The sequence below is a fragment of the Acidovorax sp. Leaf191 genome, from assembly GCF_001424425.1.
Classification (GTDB): Bacteria; Pseudomonadota; Gammaproteobacteria; order Burkholderiales; family Burkholderiaceae_C; genus Acidovorax.
Genome location: NZ_LMPT01000012.1, coordinates 163755 through 187795 on the forward strand (window position 1 = coordinate 163755; position 24041 = coordinate 187795).

The window sequence follows — 24041 nt, forward strand, 5'->3', positions numbered from 1 at the left end:
AGGGTATGTGGAAGATGACGAAGATCGCCGCAGTGGCGGTGGGCCTGGCGGCAGCGATGTCTGCCAGCGCGGGGGAGGTCGAGGTTCTGCATTACTGGACTTCGGGCGGTGAGGCCAAGTCGGTCGCCGAACTCAAGAAGATCATGCAGGCCAAGGGCCACACGTGGCGCGACTTTGCCGTGGCCGGTGGCGGTGGCGACAGCGCCATGACCGTGCTCAAGAGCCGGGTGATCTCGGGCAACCCGCCGTCTGCCGCGCAGACCAAGGGCCCGGCGATCCAGGAGTGGGCATCCGAAGGCGTGCTGGCCAACATGGACGCGCTGGCCAAGGCCGAGAAGTGGGATGAGCTGCTGCCCAAGGTGGTCGCCGACGTCATGAAGTACAAGGGCGCCTACGTGGCCGCCCCGGTCAACGTGCACCGCGTCAACTGGATGTGGGGCAGCTCCGAAGCCCTGAAGAAGGCCGGCGTGGCCGCCATGCCCAAGACCTGGGACGAGTTCTTCGCCGCCGCCGACAAGCTCAAGGCCGCAGGCCTCGTGCCCGTGGCCCACGGCGGCCAGAACTGGCAGGACTTCACCACCTTCGAATCGGTGGTGCTGGGTGTGGGTGGCGCCAAGTTCTACCAGGACGCCCTGGTCAAGCTCGACGACAAGGCCATCAACAGCGACACGATGAAGAAGTCGCTCGAGACCTTCCGCCGCATCAAGTCGTACACCGACGCCGGCGCCCCCGGCCGCGACTGGAACCTGGCCACGGCCATGCTGATCCAGGGCAAGGCGGGCTTCCAGCTGATGGGTGACTGGGCCAAGGGCGAGTTCCTGGCGGCCAACAAGGTGCCGGGCAAGGACTTCCTGTGCGCCGCCGCACCGGGCACCACCACGGCCTACACCTTCAACGTGGACTCCTTCATCCTGTTCAAGCTCAAGGACGCCGCCGCCCAGAAGGCGCAGAGCGACCTGGCCAGCTCCATCATGAGCCCCGAGTTCCAGGAAGTGTTCAACCTGAACAAGGGTTCCATCCCGGTGCGCGCCGGCCAGAAGATGGACAAGTTCGACGACTGCGCCAAGGCCTCGGCCAAGGACTTCATCGACACCGCCAAGAGCGGCAGCCTGCTGCCCAGCGTGGCGCACGGCATGGCGATCGCGCCCGCGACCGAAGGTGCCATCAAGGACGTCGTCAGCCAATTCTGGAACGACGACAAGGTGAGCGTTGCCGATGCGGTGAAGAAGATCGCGGCCGCCGCGAAGACCAAGTAAGTCCGAAGTAAACCAAACCCCAGAGGGATCCCATCATGATGAAAAGAAACCGCCTGACGGCGGTGGCTTTGGCCGCCGCATGCGCGATGAGTAGTGCCATGGCAATGGATGTTGCCGGCTTCGAGTTCAACGGTTACTCGCGGGGCGGCCCGGTGTTCAACCACTCCGACGGCGTCAAGGGCAACCTGACGCTCGGCGGCGAGCTGCAGAAATACCGCCTGGGCAACGAAGGCGACAACGGCATCGAAGTCAACTTCGCCAAGGGTTTCGAGACCAACGGCATCAAGTGGAAGATCAACTACATGCCCGCCAAGTGGGGCAGCGGCGACATCAGCACCGAGCAGGCCTTCGTGGAAATGAGCGGCTTCTCGTTCTCCCCCGAAGCCAAGTTCTGGGCCGGCCAGCGCCGCCTGCGTATCCAGGACGTGCACATCGTCGACTACTTCCTGCTCAACTACGGTGACAACGTCGGCGCCGGCGTGACCGACGTGCCGATCGGCGGCATGAAGCTGGGCGTGGGCGTGTTCTCGGGCGACAAGTTCGACGGCAACCTGCCCAACGACGTGAAGGCGCACCGCATCAACGCCGACCTGTCCGAGATCAACACCAACCCTGGCGGCAAGCTGCGCGTGCTGCTCACGGCCGTGGGCGGCAAGAACCAGGTCGGCGGCGGCTCGGGCTCGGGCGTGTCGCTGATGCATACGCAAAAGGAATTCCTGTTGCCCAGCATCAGCAATACGCTGTACCTGCAGACGTCCCGCGGCCATGCCCGCATTGATGGTGAGTTTGAGTCCATCGACGGCACCCGCGCCGGCCGCCGCTCCACGCGGATCGCCGACTCCATCAACTGGCAAAGCGGCCCCTTCGGAGGCCAGGCCCTCATCGGCTACCAGACCAACAAGGCTGACCTGACCGGTGTCGAGACCAAGGACTTCTCGCTGGGCGGCCGGGGTTCGTACGCCTTCACGCAGAATTTCAAGATGCTGGCCGAGCTGTCGACCACGACCCGTAAGGGCAACACGGGCCCTGACCAGCGGCTGTCCAAGGTCACGCTGGCCGGCGCCCTGGCGCTGTCGGAAGACTTCTGGTCACGCCCTGAACTGCGCCTGTATGTGACCAAGGCCAACTGGAACCAGGCAGCGGCCGTGGCGAATGCCGCCACGTTCGGCGCCAACGGCAAGACCTCGCGTACGCTGGTGGGCGTGCAGTACGAGGTCTGGTGGTAAGCAATTCCACACCGGGCCGCAGGGCGTGCTGCCAAGGTTTGCGCCTTGGCGGCGCCGCCCGGCGGCCCGGGCATGGAATGGTGAAGTGAGTGAGTTAGCGAGTTAGTCAGAGGTTACTTTGTTCGGTTGGGGGGCACTCTGTGCGTGCCCCCCTTTTTTCATATTGCAGGCACATGCCACACATTTTTCGCAGCCGTCCAAGATGGCTCCCACGCTTTGCCTTTCACCTCGCCTTTGCCCCTGCGCGGGCCGCTGATCGCAAGGCCGTGGCTTTTCATTCGGGGGTGGCCCGGCGATGACCAAGAATTCGTTGGAGACATGGTTGCCCAAGCTGGTCGTGACACCGGCTTTTGTGTTGGGATTCGCGTTCATCTACGGCCTGATGCTGTGGAACGGCGTATTGAGCCTGACCGTGTCCCGCATGCTGCCCAACTACGACTGGGCGGGCCTGGCGCAGTACGAGCGCCTGTGGGAGATGGACCGTTGGTGGGTGGCCCTCAAAAATCTGGGCATCTTCGGCGTGGGTTACGTCGGCGGGTCGCTCGCCATCGGCGTGGTGCTGGCCGTGCTGCTGGACCAGAAGATCCGTGCCGAAGGCGCGCTGCGCACCATTTACCTGTACCCCATGGCACTGTCGTTCGTGGTCACGGGCACGGCCTGGAAGTGGCTGCTGAACCCGGGCCTGGGCATCGAAAAAATGGTGCGCGACTGGGGCTTTCCCAACTTCGAATTCGGCTGGCTGGTCGACACCGACATGGCCATCTACTGCGTGGTGATCGCCGGCATCTGGCAGAGCGCGGGCTTTGCGATGGCGCTCTTTTTGGCCGGGCTGCGCGGCATCGACGACAGCATCATCAAGGCCGCGCAGGTCGACGGTGCATCGCTGCCGCGCATCTACTGGCGCATCGTGCTGCCGGCCCTGCGGCCCGTGTTCTTCTCCACGCTCATGGTGCTGTCGCACCTGGCGATCAAGAGCTTCGACCTGGTGATGGCGCTCACGGCCGGCGGGCCGGGCTTTGCCACCGACGTGCCCGCGACCTTCATGTACACCATGTCGTTCTCGCGCGGCCAGATCGGCCTGGGCGCAGCCAGCGCGACCATGATGCTCGCCACCGTGGCAGCCCTGGTCATCCCCTATCTCTACAGCGAACTGCGGACAAAGCCCCATGACCGCTAAGCCCTCTCTGCTCCCGTCCGTGGGCCGCTTTCTGGTCTACGCGGTGCTGGCCTTGGCCACCGCCTTCTTCCTGCTGCCGCTGTACGCGATGCTCGTCACCTCGTTCAAGGACGCCGAGGAGATCCGCAGCACCTCGTTGCTGGCCCTGCCCGCCGCGCTGAACTGGTCGGCCTGGGGCACCGCGTGGTCCAGCGCCTGCACGGGCGTGGACTGCAACGGACTGCGCCCGTTTTTCATGAACTCGGTGGCCATGGCCGTGCCGGCGGTGCTGATATCGACCGTGTGGGGTGCGCTCAATGGCTATGTGCTCAGCCTGTGGAAGTTTCGCGGCAGCGACACGCTGTTCGGCCTGCTGCTGTTCGGCGTGTTCATGCCCTTCCAGGTGGTGCTGCTGCCCATGAGCCAGGTACTCGGCTGGCTGGGGCTGTCCAGCTCCATCACCGGCCTGGTGATGGTGCACTGCTTGGCGGGCCTGGCGGGCACCACGCTGTTCTTTCGCAACTATTACGCGGCCATCCCGAAAGAGCTGGTGAACGCGGCGCGCATGGATGGCGCGAGCTTCTTCCAGATCTTCTGGCGCATCGTGCTGCCGCTGTCCACGCCCATCGTGATGGTCACGCTGATCTGGCAGTTCACCAATATCTGGAACGACTTTCTGTTCGGCGTGGTGTTCTCGGGCACCGACTCAAAGCCGGTGACCGTGGGCCTGAACAACCTGGCCAACACCAGCAGCAGCGTGAAGGCCTACAACGTGGACATGGCGGCCGCCATCATCGCGGGCCTGCCCACCATGGTGATCTACGTTCTCGCAGGCAAGTTCTTCGTGCGCGGCCTGACGGCCGGCGCAGTCAAGGGTTAAGGGTAATCAAGAAAATGGCGTCATCACTCGACATCGCAGGCATCAACAAGCGCTTTGGCAAGGGCGACAAAAGCGTGGAGGTGCTGCGCAAGGTGGACATCCACGTGGCACCGGGCGAATTTTTGATCCTGGTCGGCCCCTCGGGCTGCGGCAAGTCCACGCTGCTCAACATCATTGCGGGCCTGGACGAGCCCACCGAGGGCGAGATCCGCATCGCCGACAAGAACGTGGTGGGCATGCCCCCGCGCGACCGCGACATCGCCATGGTGTTCCAGAGCTACGCGCTCTACCCCACGCTGTCGGTGGCCGACAACATCGGCTTTGCGCTGGAGATGCGCAAGATGCCCAAGCCCGAGCGCCAAAAGCGCATCGACGAAGTCGCCGCCATGCTGCAGATCACCCACCTGCTCGACCGCCGGCCCAGCCAGCTGTCGGGCGGCCAGCGCCAGCGCGTGGCCATGGGCCGGGCGCTGGCGCGCCAGCCGCAGCTCTTCTTGTTCGACGAGCCGCTGTCCAACCTGGACGCCAAGCTGCGCGTGGAGATGCGCGCCGAGATCAAGCGCCTGCACCAGGCCAGCGGCATCACCAGCGTGTACGTGACGCACGACCAGGTCGAGGCCATGACCCTGGGCTCGCGCATCGCGGTGATGAAGGGCGGCGTGGTGCAGCAGCTGGGCACCCCCGACGAGATCTACAACCGCCCGGCCAACACGTACGTGGCGACCTTCATCGGCTCGCCCACCATGAACCTGCTGCGCGGCGGCGTGCAGCCGGCCGGGCAGTTCGGCATCGAGGGCGCGTCGCTGAGCCTGGCACCGCCCCGGTGCGTGCCCGAGATGCTGCTGGGCGTGCGCCCCGAGCACCTGCAGATGCAGGACGACGCGCCCTGGCGTGGCCAGGTGAGCGTGGTCGAGCCCACCGGGCCGGACACCTATGTGATGGTCGATACCGCCGCTGGCAACGTCACGCTGCGCACCGATGCACAAACGCGCGTGCAGCCCGGCGACCATGTGGGCCTGACCGTGGCGCCGGCCAACGCGCACTGGTTCGACGCGAAGACCGAAGAGCGGCTGGGCTGAGGTGTAGCGACAGCGCCCTGGGATTGGCGGCGCTGCTGTAGCCTCGCTCTCGCGACCTCTTCCGACGAGGGTAGGGGGTGCACCCGATGCCCGGCCGGCACCGGTTCCACGACCGCGCTCGCTGCGCGCATCAAAACGTCCAAGATGTTTCGGACGGAGACTTAGGTCTTTGCGGGGCTTTGTATTTCAGGTAAAAACTGCCTGTACCGCTCGTCCATCAAGCGCAAGCAGCTATATTTTTCATAGCTGCAGAACATTTTTCTTCAAGCCCATGCACTCCACGCACCCGCAGCGCCTTCTCGCCGACATCGGCGGCACCAACATCCGCCTGGCCTGGCAGGACTCGCCCACCGGCCCGCTCAACGACACCCGCGTGCTGCCCTGCGCGCAGTTCCCCACCGTCGATGCCGCGCTGTCGGCATACCTGAATGAAGTGGGCGTGCCCACGCCGCGCGAGGCCGCCTTCGGCATTGCCAACCCGGTGACGGGCGACGCCATCCGCATGACCAACCACAGCTGGAGCTTCTCGCAGCGCGCGGTGCGCGAGGCGTTCGGCTTCGAGCGGCTGGTGGTCATCAACGACTTCACGGCGTTGGCGCTGGCGCTGCCGCTGCTCACGCCCGACCTGCTGCGCCAGGTCGGCGGCGGCCAGGCGGTGCCCGGCAGTGCCATTGCGCTCGTCGGGCCCGGCACGGGGCTCGGGGTGTCCGGCCTGGTCTTCCCGCCAGGCTCCAGCGCGGGCGTACCGCTGTCGGGCGAGGGCGGGCACGTCACGCTGGCCGCGCAGACGCAGCGTGAATTCGACGTGCTGGCCATCCTGCAGGAGCGCTACGGCCACGTGTCCGCCGAGCGCGCCGTGTGCGGCGCGGGTCTGGTGGACCTGTACCACGCGGTGCGCCGCCTCGCGCAGCGCGGCGGCAAAGAGGTGAGCTCCGCCGCGCAGGTGACGGAACTGGCGCTGCAGTCCCAGGATGCCCTGGCGCTCGAGGCGCTGGATCTGTTCTGCGGCTTTCTGGGCAGCGTGGCCGGCAACCTGGCCCTGACGCTGGGCGCCCGCGGCGGCGTGTACCTGGGCGGCGGCATGGTGCCGCGCCTGGGCGAGTGGTTCGACCAATCCTCGTTCCGCGCACGCTTCGAGGCCAAGGGGCGCTTCAAGTCCTACCTCGCAGACATCCCCTGCTGGATCATCGACCCCAGCGCCACGCCCGCGCTGTACGGCGCATCGCGCGCACTCGATATCGCGGGCTCCGAAGGGTGACGGTGGGCGGCAGTGATCCGCCTGCGCCACCCTCGCAGGCTGCGCTGCCTGCACTGCAGCTGGGCGGCATCCACCACGTGGCGATCATCGCGAGCGACCATGCGCGCTCGCGCCGCTTCTACACTGAGGTGCTGGGTCTGCGGGTGGTGAACGAGGTGTTCCGCGCCGAGCGCCAGTCGCACAAGCTCGACCTGCAGCTGCCCGACGGAACGCAAGTCGAGCTGTTCTCGTTTCCAAACCCGCCAGCACGTCCCTCGTACCCCGAAGCCTGCGGTTTGCGCCATCTGGCGCTGCGGGTAGCGGACCTCGATGCCAGCCTTAAGGTGCTGGCCTTGCACGGTGTGGCCGTGGAGCCGGTGCGCACCGATCCTTTCACGGGGGCACTGTTCACCTTCATTGCGGACCCGGATGGGTTGCCGATCGAACTGGTGGGGCCGGCTGTCTATATGCCCGTTGCCGGAGAAGGCGGGTCAAAACCAGTATTTTGAGGAGTGCTCTCTGGTGACAAGCCGTGCATCAACGGACTGTAAGTTTTGATGCTGCGACAGGTGAAAAGTCACGGTGTAGCCGCGCTCAGATGTTCGGTTGGATTGCAACCAGTAGTCGCACTGATACGCACGGATATCCATCCTTTGGCAATTGGACTGCAGGCTACCGCTGACCTCCTTGACTTTTTCCAAACTTGAGCCAATCGGAATCTTCTGCAAAAAGCCTGCAGCTACGGCCTGTCCGCCCAGCTTGTCGAGATCGAGCGGCTCTGGATACGATGCTTGGTCAATGTTGAGAGACAGGAAGTGCATGAAGTCCAGATCTCGCGGTATACAGGCGCAAGCGGACTTCCACCCTGCCGGAGCTAGTGGGGCGAAGAAGGCCATGAGCCCCAGCAGGGCGATTGAAATCAAGGCAAAAAAGGTCTTTTGCTTCGCGGGCATCGTGCAGCTATGTTGAAGGCGAATGTGGACTATAGGAGGACCCTGCGGCTCTACATCTCCTCACTCCAGCAATGCCCATCGCGCGCGATCATCGCGCTGGCAGCGCTGGGGCCCCAGCTGCCCGGTGCGTACGGGCGCGGGCCGGCGGGGTCGTTCCTCCAGTGCTGCAGGATGGGCTCCACCCAGCGCCAGGCTTCTTCCTGCTCGTCGCTGCGCACGAAGAGGTTCAGGCGCCCTGCGATCACGTCGAGCAGCAGGCGCTCGTAGGCACCCACGCGCTCGGTGCCGAAGCGCTGGTCGAAGTCCAGGTTCAGCGCCACCTGCGACAGCGCGGGCTCGGTCTGGTTCTGGGGGGCACCCTGGGCCAGCAGGTGCAGCTCCAGGCCGTCCTTGGGCTGCAGGTTGATCACCAGGCGGTTCACCGCGCCGGTGGGCATCTTGAAGATGGGGTGCGGCACGGGGCGGAAGTTGACGACGATGTGCGCGTCGCGCCCCGCCAGCCGCTTGCCGGTGCGGATGTAGAACGGCACGCCCGCCCAGCGCCAGTTGGAGATCTCGGTGCGCAGCGCGACGAAGGTCTCGGTGGTGCTGCTGCCGGCCACGCCCTTTTCCTGCAGGTAGCCCGGCACGTTGTGCCCGTGTGTCTTGCCTGCGGCGTACTGGCCGCGGATCACGTGCTGGCCGATGGTTTCCATGCTCCAGGGCTTGAGCGACTGCAGCACCTTGAGCTTCTCGTCGCGGATCGCGTTGGCGCTGGAGTTGATGGGCGGCTCCATGCCGATGGCGCACAGCAGCTGCAGCGCGTGGTTCTGCACCATGTCGCGCAATGCGCCGGTCTGGTCGTAGAAGGCGCCGCGCGTTTCCACGCCCAGCTCTTCGGCGATGGTGATCTGGATGTTGGCGATGTGCTCGCGCCGCCACAGGGGCTCGAACAGCGCGTTGCCGAAGCGCATCGCAAACAGGTTCTGCACCGACGGCTTGCCCAGGTAGTGGTCGATGCGAAAGACCTGCTCTTCCTTGAGCACGCGGCGCAGCGTGTCGTTGATGGCCTGGTTCGACTTCAGGTCGTGGCCCAGCGGCTTTTCCAGCACCACGCGGGTGCTGGGGCCGTTCAGGCCGACGGCGGCGATCTGCTCGCACACGTTGGTGAACAGGCTGGGGGCCGTGGCCACGTACATCACCACCGTGTCGGCGCCGCGTTCCTGCAGCACGCCGGCCAGGCGGGCGTAGTCCTGCGTTTGCGACAGGTCCATGCGCAGGTAGTGCAGCAGCGCGCCGAAGCGCTCGAACTCGTCCGGGGTGGGGCGCTTGGCCAGGTCCACGCTGTCGAAGCGGGACTGGATCAGGCTGCGGTATTGTTCGTCGCTCAGCTCGTCGCGCGCCACCGCAATGATGCGGCCCCCCTCGGGCAAGGTCCCGTGGCGAAAGGCCTGAAAGAGCGCGGGCATGAGCTTGCGCCAGGCCAGATCGCCGGTGCCTCCAAACAGGACGAGGTCAAAACTCATGGGGTCTCCGTATCAGTGGTGTGGGTGGTGTGCACGCAGTCCTGCTGAGGGCCATGTGCAGGCTCGAAATTGTAATCTCGTTACATCAGAATGTGTAGGTGCAAAGGCCGTAGAACGATTTATGACAGTTCGGCTGCCAAAAGGTATCGAACAAATTAGGTAATCAAGTTACTATCTCGCCGCGTGTTCTTTTACCTCTCGTGAATTCCACCATGTCCCTCCGTTGCGATCAGACACCGCAGTGGCCTCAGTTGCAGGCTGCCTATTCCACCCACGGGCACCAGCTGGACCTTCGGCAGGCTTTCGCCGACGATGCGCAGCGGTTCGGCCGCTTCAGCCAGCAGGCCCCGCATGTGTTCGCCGACCTGTCCAAGAACCTGTGGGACAGCGCCACCGAAGCCCTGTTGCTGGACATGGCCCGGGCCACCGGCCTCACGCAGCACCGCGACGCGATGTTCAGCGGCCAGCCCATCAACAGCACCGAAGGCCGCGCCGTGCTGCACACGCTGCTGCGCCGCCCTGCGGGCCTGGCACTGCCCGGGGACGACAGCAGCATCGCCGGCCATCTGGCGGACGTGCATGCCACGCTCGATGCCATGCTGGCGTATGCCGATACGGTGCGGGCCGACAGCACCATCACCGACATCGTGAACATCGGCATCGGCGGCTCGGACCTGGGGCCGCACATGGCGGTGCTGGCGCTCGAAGAGTTCCGCGCCCAGGGCAAGCGGCTGCACTTCGTCTCCAATGTGGACGGCCACGAGCTGCACACCGTGCTGCAGTCGCTGCGGCCGCAGAACACGCTGTTCCTCATCGCCTCCAAGACCTTCACCACCGCCGAGACCATGACCAACGCCCGCTCGGCCCTGGCGTGGTTCGCGGCGCAAGGGGGGCAGGATGTGGGGCGCCATTTCGCGGCGCTCACCACCAATGTCGATGCCGCCCGGGCGCTGGGCATCACCACCACGTTCGGCTTCTGGGACTGGGTGGGCGGGCGCTACTCGCTGTGGTCGGCCATCGGCTTGCCGATCGCCATTGCCATCGGCTCCGCAGGCTTTCGCGACCTGCTGGCGGGTGCGCACGCCATGGACGAACACTTTCGCACCGCACCGCTGGCGCAGAACCTGCCGGTGCGCCTGGGGCTGCTCGACGTCTGGTACCGCAACTTCCACGGCTTCACCAGCCGCTGCATCGCGCCCTACCATGCGGCGCTGCGCCGCGTGCCCGCCTATCTGCAGCAACTGGAGATGGAGAGCAACGGCAAGCGCGTGGCGCTCGATGGCACGCCGCTGCCCTATGCCACATCGCCCGTGCTGTGGGGCGAGCCGGGCACCAACGGCCAGCATGCGTTCTTTCAGATGCTGCACCAGGGCACGGACGTGTTGCCCCTGGAGTTGATCGCCGTGCGCCAGGCCACGCACCCCCTGAAGGGCCACCACGAAAAGCTGCTGGCCAACGCCCTGGCGCAGGCCCAGGCGCTGATGGTGGGCAAAGAGGGCGAGGACGGCCACCGGCACTTTCCGGGCAACCGCCCCAGCACCTTCTTGCTGCTGGATGCGCTCACCCCCGCATCGCTGGGCGCGCTCATTGCGCTGCAGGAGCACCGCGTGTTCGTGAGCGGCAGCCTGTGGGGCATCAACAGCTTCGACCAGTGGGGTGTTGAGCTGGGCAAGGTGCTGGCTAAGGACCTGGAGGCGCGCCTGGCCAGTGGCGACACCACGGGGCTGGATGGCTCGACCGCCGGGTTGCTGGGCCGCCTGCGCAGCGGCATGTGATCTGAAGTGCAGGGCAGGGCGCACGCGCCCTGCCTTCGTTCCATCGCCGCCCATTGCCGCCCACGGCCGCCCATTTGCCGACCATTCCCATCCCGTTCAGGCTGAGCCTGTCGAAGCCCCGCGCAGCGCTTCATCCAGCACGCAACCCGACCCCTCAAAACAAACATCCGTTCACGCCGCGCTGTGTCGAAGCGATGGGCCAAGGCTTCGACGAGCTCAGCCCGAACGGTCCAGGAGATTTTCACCATGACTGCCCCCCTGCCGGACTTCCGATCGCCCACCTTTCTGCGCCAGCATCTGCGCGACACCATGGCGTTCTACGACCCGGTGGCGACCGACCCGAGTGGCGGCCTGTACCACTTCTTCCTGGACGACGGCACGGTGTACGACACGCGCACCCGCCACCTCGTCAGCGCCACACGCTTCGTGGTCACGCACGCCATGCTGTACCGCACCACGGGCGAGGCGCGCTACCAGGCCGGCATGCGGCACGCGCTGCAGTTCGTGCGCGACGCTTTTCTGGACCCTGCCACGGGCGGCTACGCATGGCTGATCGACTGGCACGATGGCCGCGCCACCGTGCTCGATGCCACGCGGCACTGCTACGGCATGGCCTTCGTGATGCTGGCGTACGCGCGCGCGTTCGAGGCGGGTGTGCCCGAGGCGCGCGCCTGGCTGGCCGAGGCCTTCGACACGGCCGAGCGCCACTTCTGGCAGCCCTCGCAAGGCCTCTATGCCGACGAGTCTTCGCCCGACTGGGCGCTGACCGGTTACCGCGGCCAGAACGCCAACATGCACGCCTGCGAGGCGATGATCTCGGCCTTTCGCGCCACGGGCGAGCAACGCTATATCGAGCGCGCCGAGCAGCTTGCCCAAGGCATCTGCCAGCGGCAAGCGGCCCTGTCGGACCGCGCATCGGCCCCCGCCGCCGAAGGCTGGGTGTGGGAGCACTACCAGGCGGACTGGTCGGTGGACTGGGAATACAACCGCCACGACCGCACCAATATCTTCCGCCCCTGGGGCTACCAGGTCGGCCACCAGACCGAATGGGCCAAGCTGCTGCTGCAACTGGACGCCCTGGCGCCCGCCGACTGGCACCTGCCCTGCGCACGATTCCTGTTCGACGACGCCTTGGCCAAGGGCTGGGATGCCGTGCATGGCGGCATCGTCTACGGCATGGCGCCGGATGGCAGCATCTGCGACGACGGCAAGTACCACTGGGTCCAGGCCGAAAGCATGGCCGCCGCCGCCGTGCTGGCCGTGCGCACCGGCGAGCCGCAGTACTGGGACTGGTACTACCGCATCTGGAGCTACTGTTGGGAGCACTTCGTGGACCACGAGCACGGCGCGTGGTTCCGCATCCTCGACGGCGCCAACCGCAACCACACGCGTGAAAAGAGCAACGCGGGCAAGGTGGACTATCACAACATGGGGGCGGTTTATGACGTTTTGTTGGCGATCGGTTAACCGTGCCGGAGTGTGAAAGTTAATTTTTCAACACTCCTGATTATGAAGGTATCGATTAATTCTGTGGCCGAAGTTGGACGAAAGTGCTGAGTTTGAAAATCTGAAGATTTTTTTCTCTTCTCCTGTGCCAGTGGTTTGCTAGAGTGCGCATTTCTTAAAGATTAAGTTCAATGACACGCCCTAGAAGACCGGTTTTTAACCATGCATGGCGCGCTTTCATGACGGTTCGTGTTCCCGTCAAAGAGGTCGGGCGCAAGATTGGCGGTATGGTTTACAAAAACACTGAGCTTGATCCAAAGCTCGGTGGCTTTCAAAATGCTTGTGCCATCAGAATGAGCTATGTTCTGAATATGACTGGCTTTCCCATCCCCAAGGGGCAGTCATACAAGTCAGTCAGCGGTGCAGATGGTCAGCAGTATCTGTACCGTGTGTCAGAGATGATGGCCTATTTGGAACAGACTTTTGGCAGACCTGACAAGTCTGTGCGGGCGCCAAAGACAACCGACTTTCATGGGCTGAAGGGCATCATCGTCGTCAAAGGGCAGGGCTGGGCCAATGCGGTGGGGCATATCACGCTGTGGGATGGGGTCAAATGTTCTGATAGTTGCCATTTGATGGCAGACCCTGACAGTGGTCCGTTTGTGCCTGATATTGGATTGCTCTGGATCTTGTCATGAAAGCACTTTTTATTGCGCTTGCGCTGATAGCATGGATAACGCCACCGGCATTTGCACGGCCTTTGGCGCAGACGAGTCAATACTCCCAGAAAACACTGCTGAAGAACTGGGCCCTCAGCATTTGTCTGGCGCAGGTGGCGCAAGATGAACGCACTGCGCAGGACGCCGCGTCAACGGCTGGCGCCTACCTGGAGTTTGGCCACCAAGATTTGGTGGTGTATGAGCAGATCAGGGCACTGGTTGCCAAGTATGTTGCGCTCCAATATGGCGGGTCAGTGCCCTCTGAGTTCAAGACCATGAAATGCATTGATCTATTTCACAGCAAAGAGTTGGATCAACTGACCGCCAGGGCAACAGTCAAAAAGTCGAAGCAGTAAATTTCTGAACAGCGAGTCCAGTCGTATCAACTGCCACGCTGAACAGCGACCCCGCGGGCACCTCAGCCTCCTGCTCTTCCACAGGCCGCCCGGCCCGCGCCGACGTGATGTACAGCGTGCGCAAATCCTCCCCGCCAAAACACACCATGGTCGGGCACTGAACCGGCACGGCGACGCGCTGCAGCACATCGCCTGTCGGAGACAGCTGCAGCACGCAGGCGCCTTCGTACATCGCCACCCAGTAGTTGCCCTCCACATCCACCGCCGCGCCGTCCGGCCGGCCTCCGTAGGGCTGGCCGTCCACCTTGCGGTCGAAATGCACCCAGGGTCGGCGGTGGGTGATCGCACCGGTGGCCAGGTCGAAGTCAAAGCGGTCGATGCGGTGCTCGGGCGTGTTGGACCAGTACATCACACGGTTGTCGGGGCTGAAGGCCAGGCCGTTGGCGGTGAAGTTGTCGCCGGCCATGTGCCGCACGGTGTAGCCGGTGCCATCTGCAGCCGCCGACAGGCACCACAGGGCCGCGTCGGGCGCGGTGCGCGGGGTGATCATCGAGCCCGCCCAGAAGCGGCCTGCCGCATCGCAGCGGCCGTCGTTCAGGCGCAGGCGCCGGGTGTCGTGCTGGTCCGGCGGCAGCAGCGCCAGCAGGGTGAGGTCGCCGCTGGCGGTGTCGAGTTGGTAGAAGCCGTCCCGTAACCCGATTACGATGTTTCCGCCTGCCGAGGGCGCGCAGCATGCGGGCTCGCTCGGGGTCTTCCACTGGCGGTGCTCTCCGCTCACGGGGTTCCAGGCATTCACCGTGTGTCCCTGAATGTCACACCAGTAAAGGGATTTTTCCTCGGGGTGCCAGAAAGGGGATTCGCCCAGTTCGGACGGCGGAAGGGGCAGGCGCTCAAGGGTCATGGGTTGAAGTGCGGTGGTTATCGAGTTACATTCTAGGGCCCAGAACAGGGCCTGTGCACAGGCCTTTTCCCTCCTTTCCCCACCGATGGAGCATCCCATGCATTCAGTCGTAGCGCGCGTGACGGCTCGCATCATCCAGCGCAGCGTGGACACGCGGGCCGCCTATCTGGCCGGTGTCGACGCCATGATCCAGCGCAAGCCCCCGCAAGACCGCATGGGCTGCGCCAATCTGGCCCACGCGTACGCAGCGCTGCCCGGCGCCGAGAAGTTCAAGGTCACCGTCGAAAAGGCGCCCAACATCGGCATCGTGACGGCTTACAACGACATGCTGTCGGCCCACCAGCCGTACCAAAGTTACCCCGCGCTGCTGCGCGACGAGGCCGCCCGCCACGGCGCCACGGCCCAGGTGGCGGGCGGCGTGCCGGCGATGTGCGACGGCGTGACGCAGGGCACGCCCGGCATGGAGCTGTCGCTGTTCTCCCGCGACGCGATTGCCATGGCCACGGCGGTAGCGCTGTCCCACGACGTGTTCGATGCCGCGCTGCTGCTGGGCGTGTGCGACAAGATCGTGCCGGGCCTGCTGATCGGTGCGCTGCACTACGGGCACCTGCCCTGCGTGTTCGTGCCCGCCGGCCCCATGGGCTCGGGCCTGCCGAACAAGGAGAAGGCCAAGGTGCGCGAGCAGTACGCGCAGGGTCTGGTGGGGCGTGACGAGCTGCTCAAGGCCGAGTCGGCCGCGTACCACAGCCCCGGCACCTGCACCTTCTACGGCACGGCCAACAGCAACCAGATGCTGCTCGAAGCCATGGGTCTGCATGTGCCCGGCGCAGCCTTTGCGCCACCCGGCACGGGCGAGCGCGAGGCCTTCACCCGCCAGGCGGTGCGCACGGTGCTCGACATCGGCAAGCGCGGCCAGCGCTTCACGCCCATCGGGCGCCTGGTGGACGAGCGCTGCATCGTCAATGCCATGGCCGCGCTGCTGGCCACCGGGGGCTCCACCAACCACCTGATCCACTGGGTGGCCATTGCGCGCAGCGCCGGCATCCTGATCGACTGGACGGACTTTGACGAGCTGTCGTCCGTGGTGCCGCTGCTGGCCCGCGTGTACCCCAATGGCGATGCCGATGTGAACCAGTTCGAGGCCGCGGGCGGCCCGCCCTGGATCCTGCGCGAGTTGCTGGACAACGGCCTCATGCACGGCGACGTGCTCAGCGTGAACGCAGGCGGCATCGCCGAAGGCGGGCAGGCCGCACCGGCGGTGTCCGGCGATGTGTCGGTGCTGCGGCCGGTGAGCGAGCCGTTCTCGCCCACGGGCGGCCTGCGCCTGCTGCAGGGGCGCCTGGGCCGTGCGGTGATCAAGGTCTCGGCCGTGCCGGAAGACCGCCACATCATCGAAGCGCCCGCGCGCGTGTTCGACTCGCAGGAAGCATTGCTCGCCGCCTTCAGCGCGGGCGAGGTACAGCAGGACATGGTGGCCGTGGTCCGCTTTCAGGGCCCGCAGGCCAACGGCATGCCCGAGCTGCACAAGCTCACGCCTCCGCTGGCCGTGCTGCAGAACCAGGGCTTCAAGGTGGCGCTGGTGACGGACGGCCGCATGAGCGGCGCATCGGGCAAGGTGCCCGCCGCCATCCACGTGACGCCCGAGGCGCTGGCCGGCGGTCCGCTGGCCAAGGTGCTGGACGGCGACATCGTGCGGGTGGACGCTGTGGCCGGCACGCTCGACGTGCTGGTCGACGAGGCCACCTGGGCGGCACGCGTGCCGGCACCGTACAACGCGGCCTCGCAGGTCGGCTTCGGCCGCGAACTCTTCACCAACTTCCGCCGCCATGCGGGCGGTGCGGAGCAGGGCGCCTGCACATGGCTGTAGGTTTCCCCATTGGCATTCCAAAATACACAACCGATCACGCTGAGCTTGTCGAAGCGCTGCGCGAGGCTTCGACAAAAGCTCAGCCAGAACGGTAGCAGGTCATTGAAGGCCCCTCTGTATCGCCTGCCATGCCGTTGCTCGTCCACCCGCAGGGGTGGCGCACCCGGGCCCTGGCAAAACCAGTTCTACAGAAACCTTGACATGGCACCGCACCAGTTTTGTAGGCCGCCTGCGGCATCCGACACCTAAGACACCAAGGAGCAAACACTCATGAATCCGCTTGATATCGCCAGCCATGGCCCCGTCATCCCCGTCATCGTGATCGACCGCGTGGAAGACGCGCTGCCGCTGGCCGAAGCGCTGCTCGCCGGCGGCGTGAAGGTACTGGAGGTGACGCTGCGCACCGCCGCCGGCCTGCCGGCCATCGAGACCATCGCCCGCAACCTGCCCGAAGCCGTGGTGGGCGTGGGCACGGTGCTCAACGCCGATGACGCGCGCCGCGCGAGCGAGGCGGGCGCGCGCTTTGCCGTGAGCCCTGGCTACACCTCGGCCGTGGGCAGTGCCTGCAAGGGCTTGAACCTGCCGCTGCTGCCGGGCGTGGCTACATCGGGCGAGATCATGGCGGCGCTGGCCGATGGGTTCTCGTTTTTGAAGCTGTTCCCGGCCGAGGCGGTGGGCGGTATTCCGCTGCTCAAGTCCTGGGTCAGCCCGTTCGGTGCGGTGAGCTTTTGCCCCACCGGCGGCATCACCAACGCTACCGCGCCCCACTATCTGGCGCTGCCCAACGTGCGCTGCGTGGGCGGCTCGTGGCTCACGCCGACCGATGCCGTGCGTGCCGGGGACTGGGCGCGCATCACGCAGTTGGCGCGTGAGACGCAAAGCCTGCGACAGGCAAGCTGAATCCAGCGGGGTGCGGGCGCATCGTGTCCATCGCGCTGCTGCTGCCCGCACTCGCCGTGGGTACGCGCCGCCTGCACGACATCGGCCGCAGCGGCTGGTGGCAACTGCTGTTGCTGACCGGTATCGGCTTCTTGCTGCTGCTGGTCTGGTGGGCGCAGCCTAGCGAAGGCTGATCTCATCAGACGCCGGGCTTGAGGGCTCGCTCGCGCAGCCCGCTGTCCTCATGGTCAGCGGGCTTTTTGGTGGGCGGCCGGGGTCGGGGCTCCCGTGGGCGTGCAGTGCGTGCAAGATACTGCAGACCCGAAGCACGGGTAAAAAGGAGCTCTTTCGCTTGTCTGGTCAGCGCTAGCAGCTATCAAAAGAGAAGCAAAATGGGATGATCACGGCCAGGCCGTGTGTTGTCGTTGTACGACATCGCGCCACAGAAGCTGCCGGTTGGTCGCGTAGATTTTTAGAATGGAAATCATTCCTATTTCTATTCCTGAAAATCATGACATTCCAACATCGGCAGACTGCGGTCTGCATCGGCATCGCCCTGGCCTTCGGTGGGGTGCCTGCAGCGGTGATGGCGCAAAGCGCCCCGGCGACCCTGTCCGAAGTGCGTGTGGACGCCAACGCCGAGAAAGAGTCCGCCACCGCGCCCGTGGTGGGCTACCGCGCACGCAATGCAGCCACCGCCACCAAGACCGACACGCCGCTGTCGGAAACCCCGCAGTCCGTCACCGTGGTCACCCGCGACCAGTTGGTGGACCAGGGCGCCACGACCTTTCAGGAGGCACTGCTCTACGCCGCCGGGGTGCGCAGCGATGCCTACGGGCTGGACAGCCGCGCCGACAGCGTGCGGGTGCGCGGCAGCTCGCCGGACACCTACCTGGACGGCCTGCGCCAGGGTTACAACTACTACACCAGCACCATCGCGTCCGACCCCTACGCGCTGGAGCGCCTGGAAGTGCTGCGCGGCCCGTCCGGCATGCTGTTCGGTGCGGGCACCGTGGCCGGCGTGGTCAACATGGTCAGCAAGCGCCCCCTGCAAGAGGCGCAGCGCGAAGTCGGCGTGCAGTTCGGCAGCTGGAACCGCAAGCAGTTGCAGGCCGACCTGACGGGCCCGCTCACCAAAGACGGCGAATGGTCGTACCGGCTGGTGGCCGTGGCGCGCGATGCGGACACCCAAACCGACTACGTGAAAAACGACCGGCGCCTGATCGCACCATCGCTCGCCTGGCGCCCCAATGGCGCTACGTCGCTCGTTCTGCAGGCCCACTGGCAGCAAGACCGTACCGGCAGCACGGCGCAGTTCCTGCCGTGGTCCGGCACGCTGCTGCCCAACCCCAACGGCAAGCTGCCCATCAACCGCTTCATCGGCGAGCCGGGCGACTACTACGACACCGACCGCGAATCCATCGGCTACCTCTTCGAGCACCGCTTCAACGACGCCTGGACCGTGCGCCAGAACCTGCGCCTGGCGCGCAATGAGAACCGGGGCGGATATCACTACGCCGACTTTTTCACCGAGCCTGGCGGCTTCGGCGCAGACCCCGTCAACCAGCGCCTGGTGGGCCGCCTGTACGGCAAGAATGTCACGCGCACCCGCATGGCCGCGGTGGATACGCACCTGCAAGGCAACCTCACCACCGGCGCGGTGCGTCACCAGCTGCTGCTGGGCGTGGACTGGAACCGGCAGACCGAGAACAAGACCGAAGCCGATGACTCGTACAACACGCCCATCGACGCGTTCGCACCGGTGTACGGCAACCGCATCAACCCTGCGATGGCCGCCAAGCCCGAGAACGTGCAGCGCCAGGGCGGCCTGTACCTGCAGGACCAGATGAAGTGGGGCAACTGGATCTTCATCGCCGGCCTGCGCCACGACCGCGCCGTGAACAGCCTGGCCGGCTCGGCCGATGACCGCACCAGCGACACCACCAAGCGCCTGGGCGTGATGTACCAACTGGCCGGGGGCTGGACGCCCTACATCAGCTACGCCGAGTCCTTCAGCCCGGTGAGCGGCACCAACGCCTACGGCCAGCGCTTCAAGCCGCTGGAAGGCGAGCAGATCGAGGTGGGCGTGAAGTACGTGCCCGAGGGCAGCGCCACCCAGTTCACCGCCGCGGTGTACGACCTCAAGGAAAAGAACCAGCAGGTGGCCGACCCCACCAACCCCAAGAACGTGCTGCAGGCGGGCCAGACGCGCAACAAGGGCCTGGAGCTGGAATACAAGGCCCGCGTGGCCACCGCGTTCGACCTGACCGCCCACTACAACTACACCGATGCCGACCCTGTGCTCGAAGGCCTGCCACGCCACCAGGCCGCCGTGTGGGGCGTGTACCGATTTGCCGTGGGCAATGTGCGCGGTTTCTCGGTCGGGGCAGGGTACCGTTGGCTCTCGTCGTTCCGCGACCGCACCGGGCCCGAGGTGCCGTCCGCCGGCGTGGTGGATGCGCTGCTGGCCTACGACACGCAGGACTGGCGCTACGCGCTCAACATCAGCAACCTGGCCGACAAGAAGTACATGAGCACCTGCCTGGCACGCGGCGACTGCTGGTGGGCCACCCGGCGCAATATGGTGCTGAGCGCGACGTACCGGTTCTGATCGCTGGCATTGCGCATTGCGCATTGCGCATTGGGGTACCAGGGTATCAACTGACCGACGCATCAATGCATCAAAGCATCAACGCATCAGGGTGTCGGCGCGTCGTCTTTGGGCACTCCACTGAACCGTTCACGCTGAGCCTGTCGAAGCGCCGCGCAGAGTTTCGACAGAACCGGTCGGCCTCCGCCCGAACGGCGTGAACTTCGAGCACGGCCTGCAGCGCAATCGCGAAGGTGCTGCCCATTAAAAAACCCCGCAGGCTTCGCAGCCTGCGGGGGTTTTTGTTGGAAGCTTGCGCGCGGCAGGATCGTGGCCCACCCCGCGCAGGTCCGGTGGGCAATTACATGCCCATGCCGCCCATGCCACCCATGCCGCCCATGTCGGGCATGCCGCCGCCAGCGCCGGCCTCGTCCTTGGGTGCTTCAGCAACCATGGCTTCGGTCGTCAGCAGCAGCGATGCCACGGAGGCAGCGTTCTGCAGGGCCGTACGGGTGACCTTCGTGGGGTCCAGGATGCCCAGCTCGAGCATGTCGCCGTAGGTGTCGTTCGAGGCGTTGAAACCGTAGTTGCCCTTGCCGGCCAACACAGCGTTCACCACCACCGAGGCTTCGCCGCCGGCGTTGTTCACGATTTCGCGCAGAGGCGCTTCGATGGCCTTCAGGACCAGCTTGATACCGGCTTCCTGGTCGGCGTTGTCGCCCTTGACCGAGTCACCGACAGCTTGCTTGGCACGCAGCAGGGCCACGCCGCCACCAGCCACAACGCCTTCTTCCACAGCTGCGCGCGTGGCGTGCAGTGCGTCTTCCACGCGGGCCTTCTTTTCCTTCATTTCGACTTCGGTGGCAGCGCCGACCTTGATCACGGCCACACCGCCAGCCAGCTTGGCCACGCGCTCTTGCAGCTTTTCGCGGTCGTAGTCGGACGTGGCTTCTTCGATCTGCACGCGCACTTGCTTGACGCGGGCTTCGATGTCAGCAGCAGCGCCGGCGCCGTCGATGATGATGGTGTTTTCCTTGCCCACTTCGATGCGCTTGGCCTGGCCCAGGTCGGCCAGGGTCACCTTCTCGAGGGTCAGGCCCACTTCTTCAGCGATGACCTTGCCGCCCGTCAGGATGGCGATGTCTTCCAGCATGGCCTTGCGGCGGTCGCCGAAGCCTGGAGCCTTCACAGCCACGACCTTCAGGATGCCGCGGATCGTGTTGACCACCAGCGTCGCCAGGGCTTCGCCGTCGACTTCTTCGGCAATGATCAGCAGGGGACGGCCGGCCTTGGCGACTTGCTCCAGCGTGGGCAGCAGGTCGCGGATGTTGCTGATCTTCTTGTCGAACAGCAGCACGAAGGGGTTGTCCAGAATCGCGGATTGCTTTTCTGGGTTGTTGATGAAGTAGGGCGACAGGTAGCCGCGGTCGAACTGCATGCCTTCCACGACGTCCAGTTCGGACTCGAGGGACTTGCCGTCTTCCACGGTGATCACGCCTTCCTTGCCGACCTTGTCCATGGCGTCAGCGATCAGCTTGCCGATGGTTTCGTCGGAGTTGGCGGAGATCGAACCGACCTGGGCGATTTCCTTGGAGGTGGTCGTGGGCTTGGAAGCCTTCTTCAGCTCGGCGACCAGGGCCGTCACGGCCTTGTCGATACCGCGCTTGAGGTCCATCGGGTTGATGCCGGCGGCCACGTACTTGAAGCCTTCGCGCACGATGGCTTGAGCCAGCACGGTGGCGGTGGTGGTGCCGTCACCAGCGTTGTCGCTGGTCTTGGAGGCCACTTCCTTCACGAGCTGGGCGCCCATGTTCTGCAGCTTGTCCTTGAGTTCGATTTCCTTGGCCACGGACACACCGTCCTTGGTCACGGTAGGGGCGCCGAACGAGCGCTCCAGCACCACATTGCGGCCCTTGGGGCCCAGGGTCACCTTGACCGCGTTGGCCAGGATGTTCACGCCTTCAACCATGCGTGCGCGGGCTTCGCCGCCGAAAACTACGTCTTTTGCTGCCATTTGGAGCTCCTAGATTGGGTTCAAACTGGCTGCTGGCGCTTGTCTGGAAAGCGCGAGCAGCTATGAAAAAATGAGTGAATCAGCGGGGAGAATTACTTCTCGACCACTGCAAACAAATCGTCTTCCTTCATGACCAGCAGCTCGTCGCCGTTGACCTTGACGGTCTGGCCCGAGTACTTGCCGAACAGAACGCGGTCACCGACCTTCACGTTCAGGGCGAGCACTTCGCCCTTGTCGTTCTTCTTGCCGGGGCCGACGGCCAGCACTTCACCTTGATCGGGCTTTTCAGCGGCGTTGTCAGGGATCACGATGCCGGAGGCGGTCGTGGTTTCGCTTTCGATACGCTTGACGATCACGCGATCGTGCAGAGGGCGAAGGTTCATTGCAATGCTCCTGTTGTCAGTGAAAAAAGGCTGAGGGACTCAAAACGCCCGCGGAGCGGACGCTACAAAATTCCCGGCAGACAGCGGTGTTAGCACTCGTCTGGGGTGAGTGCTAATGATACGGGCAATTGTGGCGGTTTCAAGACGGCCCGTGCTTTTGCGTGATTTGTAACGTAACAACTTCGCAGAGGGTCCCCCAGGGAGCGTCAGCCCGGCAGCACGGTCGCGTCCAGCTGCTGCCTGCGGAACTCCGCGGGGGTGCAGCCGGCCTCGCGCCTGAAGAATTTTCCGAAATTGGTGGGCTCATCGAAGCCCAGCCTGTCGGCGATGGACGCCACCGTCAGGTTCGTGTGCACCAGCAAGCGCTTGGCTTCCAGGGTGATCCGCGCTGCGATGAACGCCTTGGCCGTGATGCCGCTGCCGGTCGCGCTGGCGCGTGCCAGGCTCTTTTCGGTGCAGCCAAGGTGTCGTGCGTAGCGGGCGACCTGGTGCCACCGCGTGAACCGCTCCTCCACCAGTTGCTGGAAGCGCTGAAAGCGCTGCAATGCTGGTGAGCGCAGCGCCTCCTGCGGGGAGCGAGGGCCGTGCAGAAGTCCTAGCCGTGTGAGCAGCGCATGGAGCTGGTGAAGCAGCAGCGTCTTGACCTCTGCGAGGGGCCCCTGGAGTTGCGAATCCTCGCGCATTTGGGCCAGCGCACGGGTGACGGTGTGCAGCGCATCGTTGTCCAGCGGCATGTGTTCGGGCAGACGCGCCAGATCGGCCGCGAATGCAGGCTGGCGCAGCGGCACGGGCGGGGGCAGCACGAACTCCGGGCGAAACAGCACGATCCAGCCATCCCAGTTCTCGTGGGGCCCGAAGTTGTGGGCCTGTCCCTGGCGTACCACCAGCAGGGAGCCTGGTGCACAGACGACCGGTCTGAAATCGATCACCTGTCTGCAAACCCCTTGCGTGACGCACGCCAGCATGTGGAACCCGTAGCGGTGCGTGGTACGCACCTTCTCCCTGCTGCCCCGTTGCCGGAGCTCGGCCATCGTGAAGACCTCCACATCCAGCGCATACGCGCCTTGCGGCTGGTATTCCAGGCGTTCGATGTCGTGCGGGCGCGCCATGGCGGTATTGGAATGGTCCAATGTCTAAAAACTACCATTCATTGTCGCTGAAATGCCGTGATGAAAGACGACCGATGTCCAACAATCACCTTCAGCAAGTTCTTTGAAAACGCTAGGCACGAGGGCGGCGTCCGCCAGATGGCGGGCACATCGTCCTCGCGCTGGAGTGCAACGAACGAGCGCTGGATTCAGGGGGATGCCGTCGGCGCGCAGGAGGTGTGTGCCCCACACATCGCCCATGTCCAGACACCACCGCCACTGAACCCCTGAAACCATTCACAGGATCGCTCCATGAACTCCATCGACATCGCCAAAACCTACATCCGTGCCGTGCAGACCGGTGACCAGGCCGCGCTCGGCAGCCTCATCTCACCCGAAGTGGTCTGGCACCAGCCCGGCCGCAACCAGTTCTCTGGCACGCACCGGGGCATGGCCAGCGTCGGCCCGATGCTGGGCAAGATGATGGAAGTCTCCCAGGGAACCTTCGCCATCACGCGCGCCGACCACTACATGGCCAACGGCGACTGGGTGGCCATCACCATCGAATTCGCGGGTGAAGCCAACGGCATCACGCTCCGGCAGCCGGGTGTGGACCTGATCCGTATCGACGGTGGAAAGATCGTGGAGGTTCGTCTCTTCTCCAGCGACCAGGCCCAGGAGGACGCGTTCTGGGGACAGTAAGGTTAGGTTCCTTTCGCGGAGCCGCGTCG

The 24041-nt window shown here is 65.0% G+C and carries 21 protein-coding genes and 1 pseudogene; 16 read left to right on the forward strand and 6 right to left on the reverse strand.

Features of this window, described 5'->3' with window-relative positions:
• Positions 1-5: 5 nt before the first annotated feature.
• The 7 genes from ASG27_RS09290 to gloA2 all read left to right on the forward strand — a co-directional run bounded on the left by ASG27_RS09290 (position 6) and on the right by gloA2 (position 7343).
• Positions 6-1256 (forward strand): ABC transporter substrate-binding protein, encoded by a 1251-nt coding sequence (locus ASG27_RS09290; protein ID WP_056415173.1) that lies wholly within the window; start codon positions 6-8, stop codon positions 1254-1256.
• 104 nt (positions 1257-1360) lie between these two features.
• A complete protein-coding gene (locus tag ASG27_RS09295; protein WP_056173234.1) occupies positions 1361-2482 on the forward strand; it encodes a carbohydrate porin in 1122 nt (373 codons plus the stop codon).
• Positions 2483-2777: 295 nt separating this feature from the next.
• Entirely contained in the window at positions 2778-3659 is an 882-nt protein-coding gene (locus ASG27_RS09300; RefSeq protein ID WP_056415175.1) for a carbohydrate ABC transporter permease, read from the forward strand.
• Positions 3649-4518 (forward strand): carbohydrate ABC transporter permease, encoded by an 870-nt coding sequence (locus tag ASG27_RS09305; RefSeq protein ID WP_056173240.1) that lies wholly within the window; start codon positions 3649-3651, stop codon positions 4516-4518. The genes ASG27_RS09300 and ASG27_RS09305 overlap by 11 nt, the downstream gene beginning before the upstream one ends.
• A gap of 14 nt (positions 4519-4532) precedes the next feature.
• Positions 4533-5597 carry an ABC transporter ATP-binding protein gene (locus ASG27_RS09310; protein ID WP_056415178.1) on the forward strand — a complete coding sequence of 355 codons (1065 nt, stop codon included), beginning with the start codon at positions 4533-4535 and terminating at the stop codon, positions 5595-5597.
• A 271-nt stretch (positions 5598-5868) separates the two neighbouring features.
• Positions 5869-6855 (forward strand): glucokinase, encoded by a 987-nt coding sequence (gene glk, locus ASG27_RS09315; protein WP_056415182.1) that lies wholly within the window; start codon positions 5869-5871, stop codon positions 6853-6855.
• A 68-nt stretch (positions 6856-6923) separates the two neighbouring features.
• The gene (gene gloA2 / locus ASG27_RS09320; RefSeq protein ID WP_442854087.1) at positions 6924-7343 is read left to right on the forward strand and encodes an SMU1112c/YaeR family gloxylase I-like metalloprotein; all 420 of its coding nucleotides are present in this window, start codon (positions 6924-6926) and stop codon (positions 7341-7343) included.
• Here gloA2 and ASG27_RS09325 read toward each other — a convergent pair.
• Both ASG27_RS09325 and zwf read right to left on the reverse strand, forming a co-directional pair.
• A complete protein-coding gene (locus tag ASG27_RS09325; RefSeq protein ID WP_056415184.1) occupies positions 7326-7787 on the reverse strand; it encodes a hypothetical protein in 462 nt (153 codons plus the stop codon). The two genes, gloA2 and ASG27_RS09325, sit on opposite strands and share 18 nt — an antisense overlap.
• 50 nt (positions 7788-7837) lie before the next feature.
• Positions 7838-9292 (reverse strand): glucose-6-phosphate dehydrogenase, encoded by a 1455-nt coding sequence (zwf, locus tag ASG27_RS09330; protein WP_056173250.1) that lies wholly within the window; start codon positions 9290-9292, stop codon positions 7838-7840.
• A gap of 212 nt (positions 9293-9504) precedes the next feature.
• Here zwf and pgi point away from each other — a divergent pair, with 212 nt between their 5' ends.
• The 4 genes from pgi (at position 9505) to ASG27_RS09350 (ending at position 13588) form a co-directional block, all read left to right on the forward strand.
• Positions 9505-11067: a glucose-6-phosphate isomerase gene (gene pgi / locus ASG27_RS09335; RefSeq protein ID WP_056415189.1), complete on the forward strand. Its 1563-nt coding sequence runs from the start codon at positions 9505-9507 to the stop codon at positions 11065-11067.
• A gap of 246 nt (positions 11068-11313) precedes the next feature.
• Positions 11314-12534, forward strand: a complete 1221-nt coding sequence (locus tag ASG27_RS09340; protein ID WP_056415191.1) for an AGE family epimerase/isomerase — start codon at positions 11314-11316, stop codon at positions 12532-12534.
• A 218-nt stretch (positions 12535-12752) separates the two neighbouring features.
• Positions 12753-13211, forward strand: a complete 459-nt coding sequence (locus ASG27_RS09345) for a type VI secretion system amidase effector protein Tae4 (RefSeq protein WP_235503981.1) — start codon at positions 12753-12755, stop codon at positions 13209-13211.
• A complete protein-coding gene (locus ASG27_RS09350) occupies positions 13208-13588 on the forward strand; it encodes a T6SS amidase immunity protein Tai4 family protein (RefSeq protein ID WP_082485892.1) in 381 nt (126 codons plus the stop codon). Before ASG27_RS09345 ends, ASG27_RS09350 begins: the two co-directional genes overlap by 4 nt.
• Here ASG27_RS09350 and ASG27_RS09355 read toward each other — a convergent pair.
• Complete coding sequence (locus tag ASG27_RS09355) at positions 13569-14489, reverse strand: SMP-30/gluconolactonase/LRE family protein (protein ID WP_056415198.1); 921 nt, start codon at positions 14487-14489, stop codon at positions 13569-13571. The genes ASG27_RS09350 and ASG27_RS09355 overlap by 20 nt on opposite strands.
• 97 nt (positions 14490-14586) lie before the next feature.
• On the opposite strand from ASG27_RS09355, the gene edd reads away from it, so the two are divergent.
• From edd to ASG27_RS09370, 4 genes and pseudogenes are all read left to right on the forward strand, one after another.
• Positions 14587-16356: a phosphogluconate dehydratase gene (edd, locus tag ASG27_RS09360; RefSeq protein WP_056416270.1), complete on the forward strand. Its 1770-nt coding sequence runs from the start codon at positions 14587-14589 to the stop codon at positions 16354-16356.
• A 270-nt stretch (positions 16357-16626) separates the two neighbouring features.
• Positions 16627-17256 (forward strand): bifunctional 4-hydroxy-2-oxoglutarate aldolase/2-dehydro-3-deoxy-phosphogluconate aldolase, encoded by a 630-nt coding sequence (gene eda / locus ASG27_RS09365; protein WP_056415201.1) that lies wholly within the window; start codon positions 16627-16629, stop codon positions 17254-17256.
• Between the two features lie 20 nt (positions 17257-17276).
• Positions 17277-17429 (forward strand): annotated as a pseudogene (locus ASG27_RS25875) (DUF805 domain-containing protein); the annotation flags it as partial.
• Between the two features lie 317 nt (positions 17430-17746).
• Entirely contained in the window at positions 17747-19846 is a 2100-nt protein-coding gene (locus ASG27_RS09370; RefSeq protein ID WP_056415204.1) for a TonB-dependent siderophore receptor, read from the forward strand.
• 340 nt (positions 19847-20186) lie between these two features.
• On the opposite strand, the gene groL is transcribed toward ASG27_RS09370, so the two are convergent.
• From groL to ASG27_RS09385, 3 genes are all read right to left on the reverse strand, one after another.
• Positions 20187-21839, reverse strand: coding sequence for a chaperonin GroEL (groL, locus tag ASG27_RS09375; protein ID WP_056415207.1), 1653 nt, complete (start codon positions 21837-21839; stop codon positions 20187-20189).
• 92 nt (positions 21840-21931) lie between these two features.
• Positions 21932-22222: a co-chaperone GroES gene (locus ASG27_RS09380; RefSeq protein WP_056173280.1), complete on the reverse strand. Its 291-nt coding sequence runs from the start codon at positions 22220-22222 to the stop codon at positions 21932-21934.
• 206 nt (positions 22223-22428) lie between these two features.
• A complete protein-coding gene (locus ASG27_RS09385; RefSeq protein ID WP_056415210.1) occupies positions 22429-23331 on the reverse strand; it encodes an AraC family transcriptional regulator in 903 nt (300 codons plus the stop codon).
• Positions 23332-23622: 291 nt separating this feature from the next.
• On the opposite strand from ASG27_RS09385, the gene ASG27_RS09390 reads away from it, so the two are divergent.
• A complete protein-coding gene (locus ASG27_RS09390; RefSeq protein ID WP_056415214.1) occupies positions 23623-24012 on the forward strand; it encodes a nuclear transport factor 2 family protein in 390 nt (129 codons plus the stop codon).
• Positions 24013-24041: the final 29 nt, after the last annotated feature.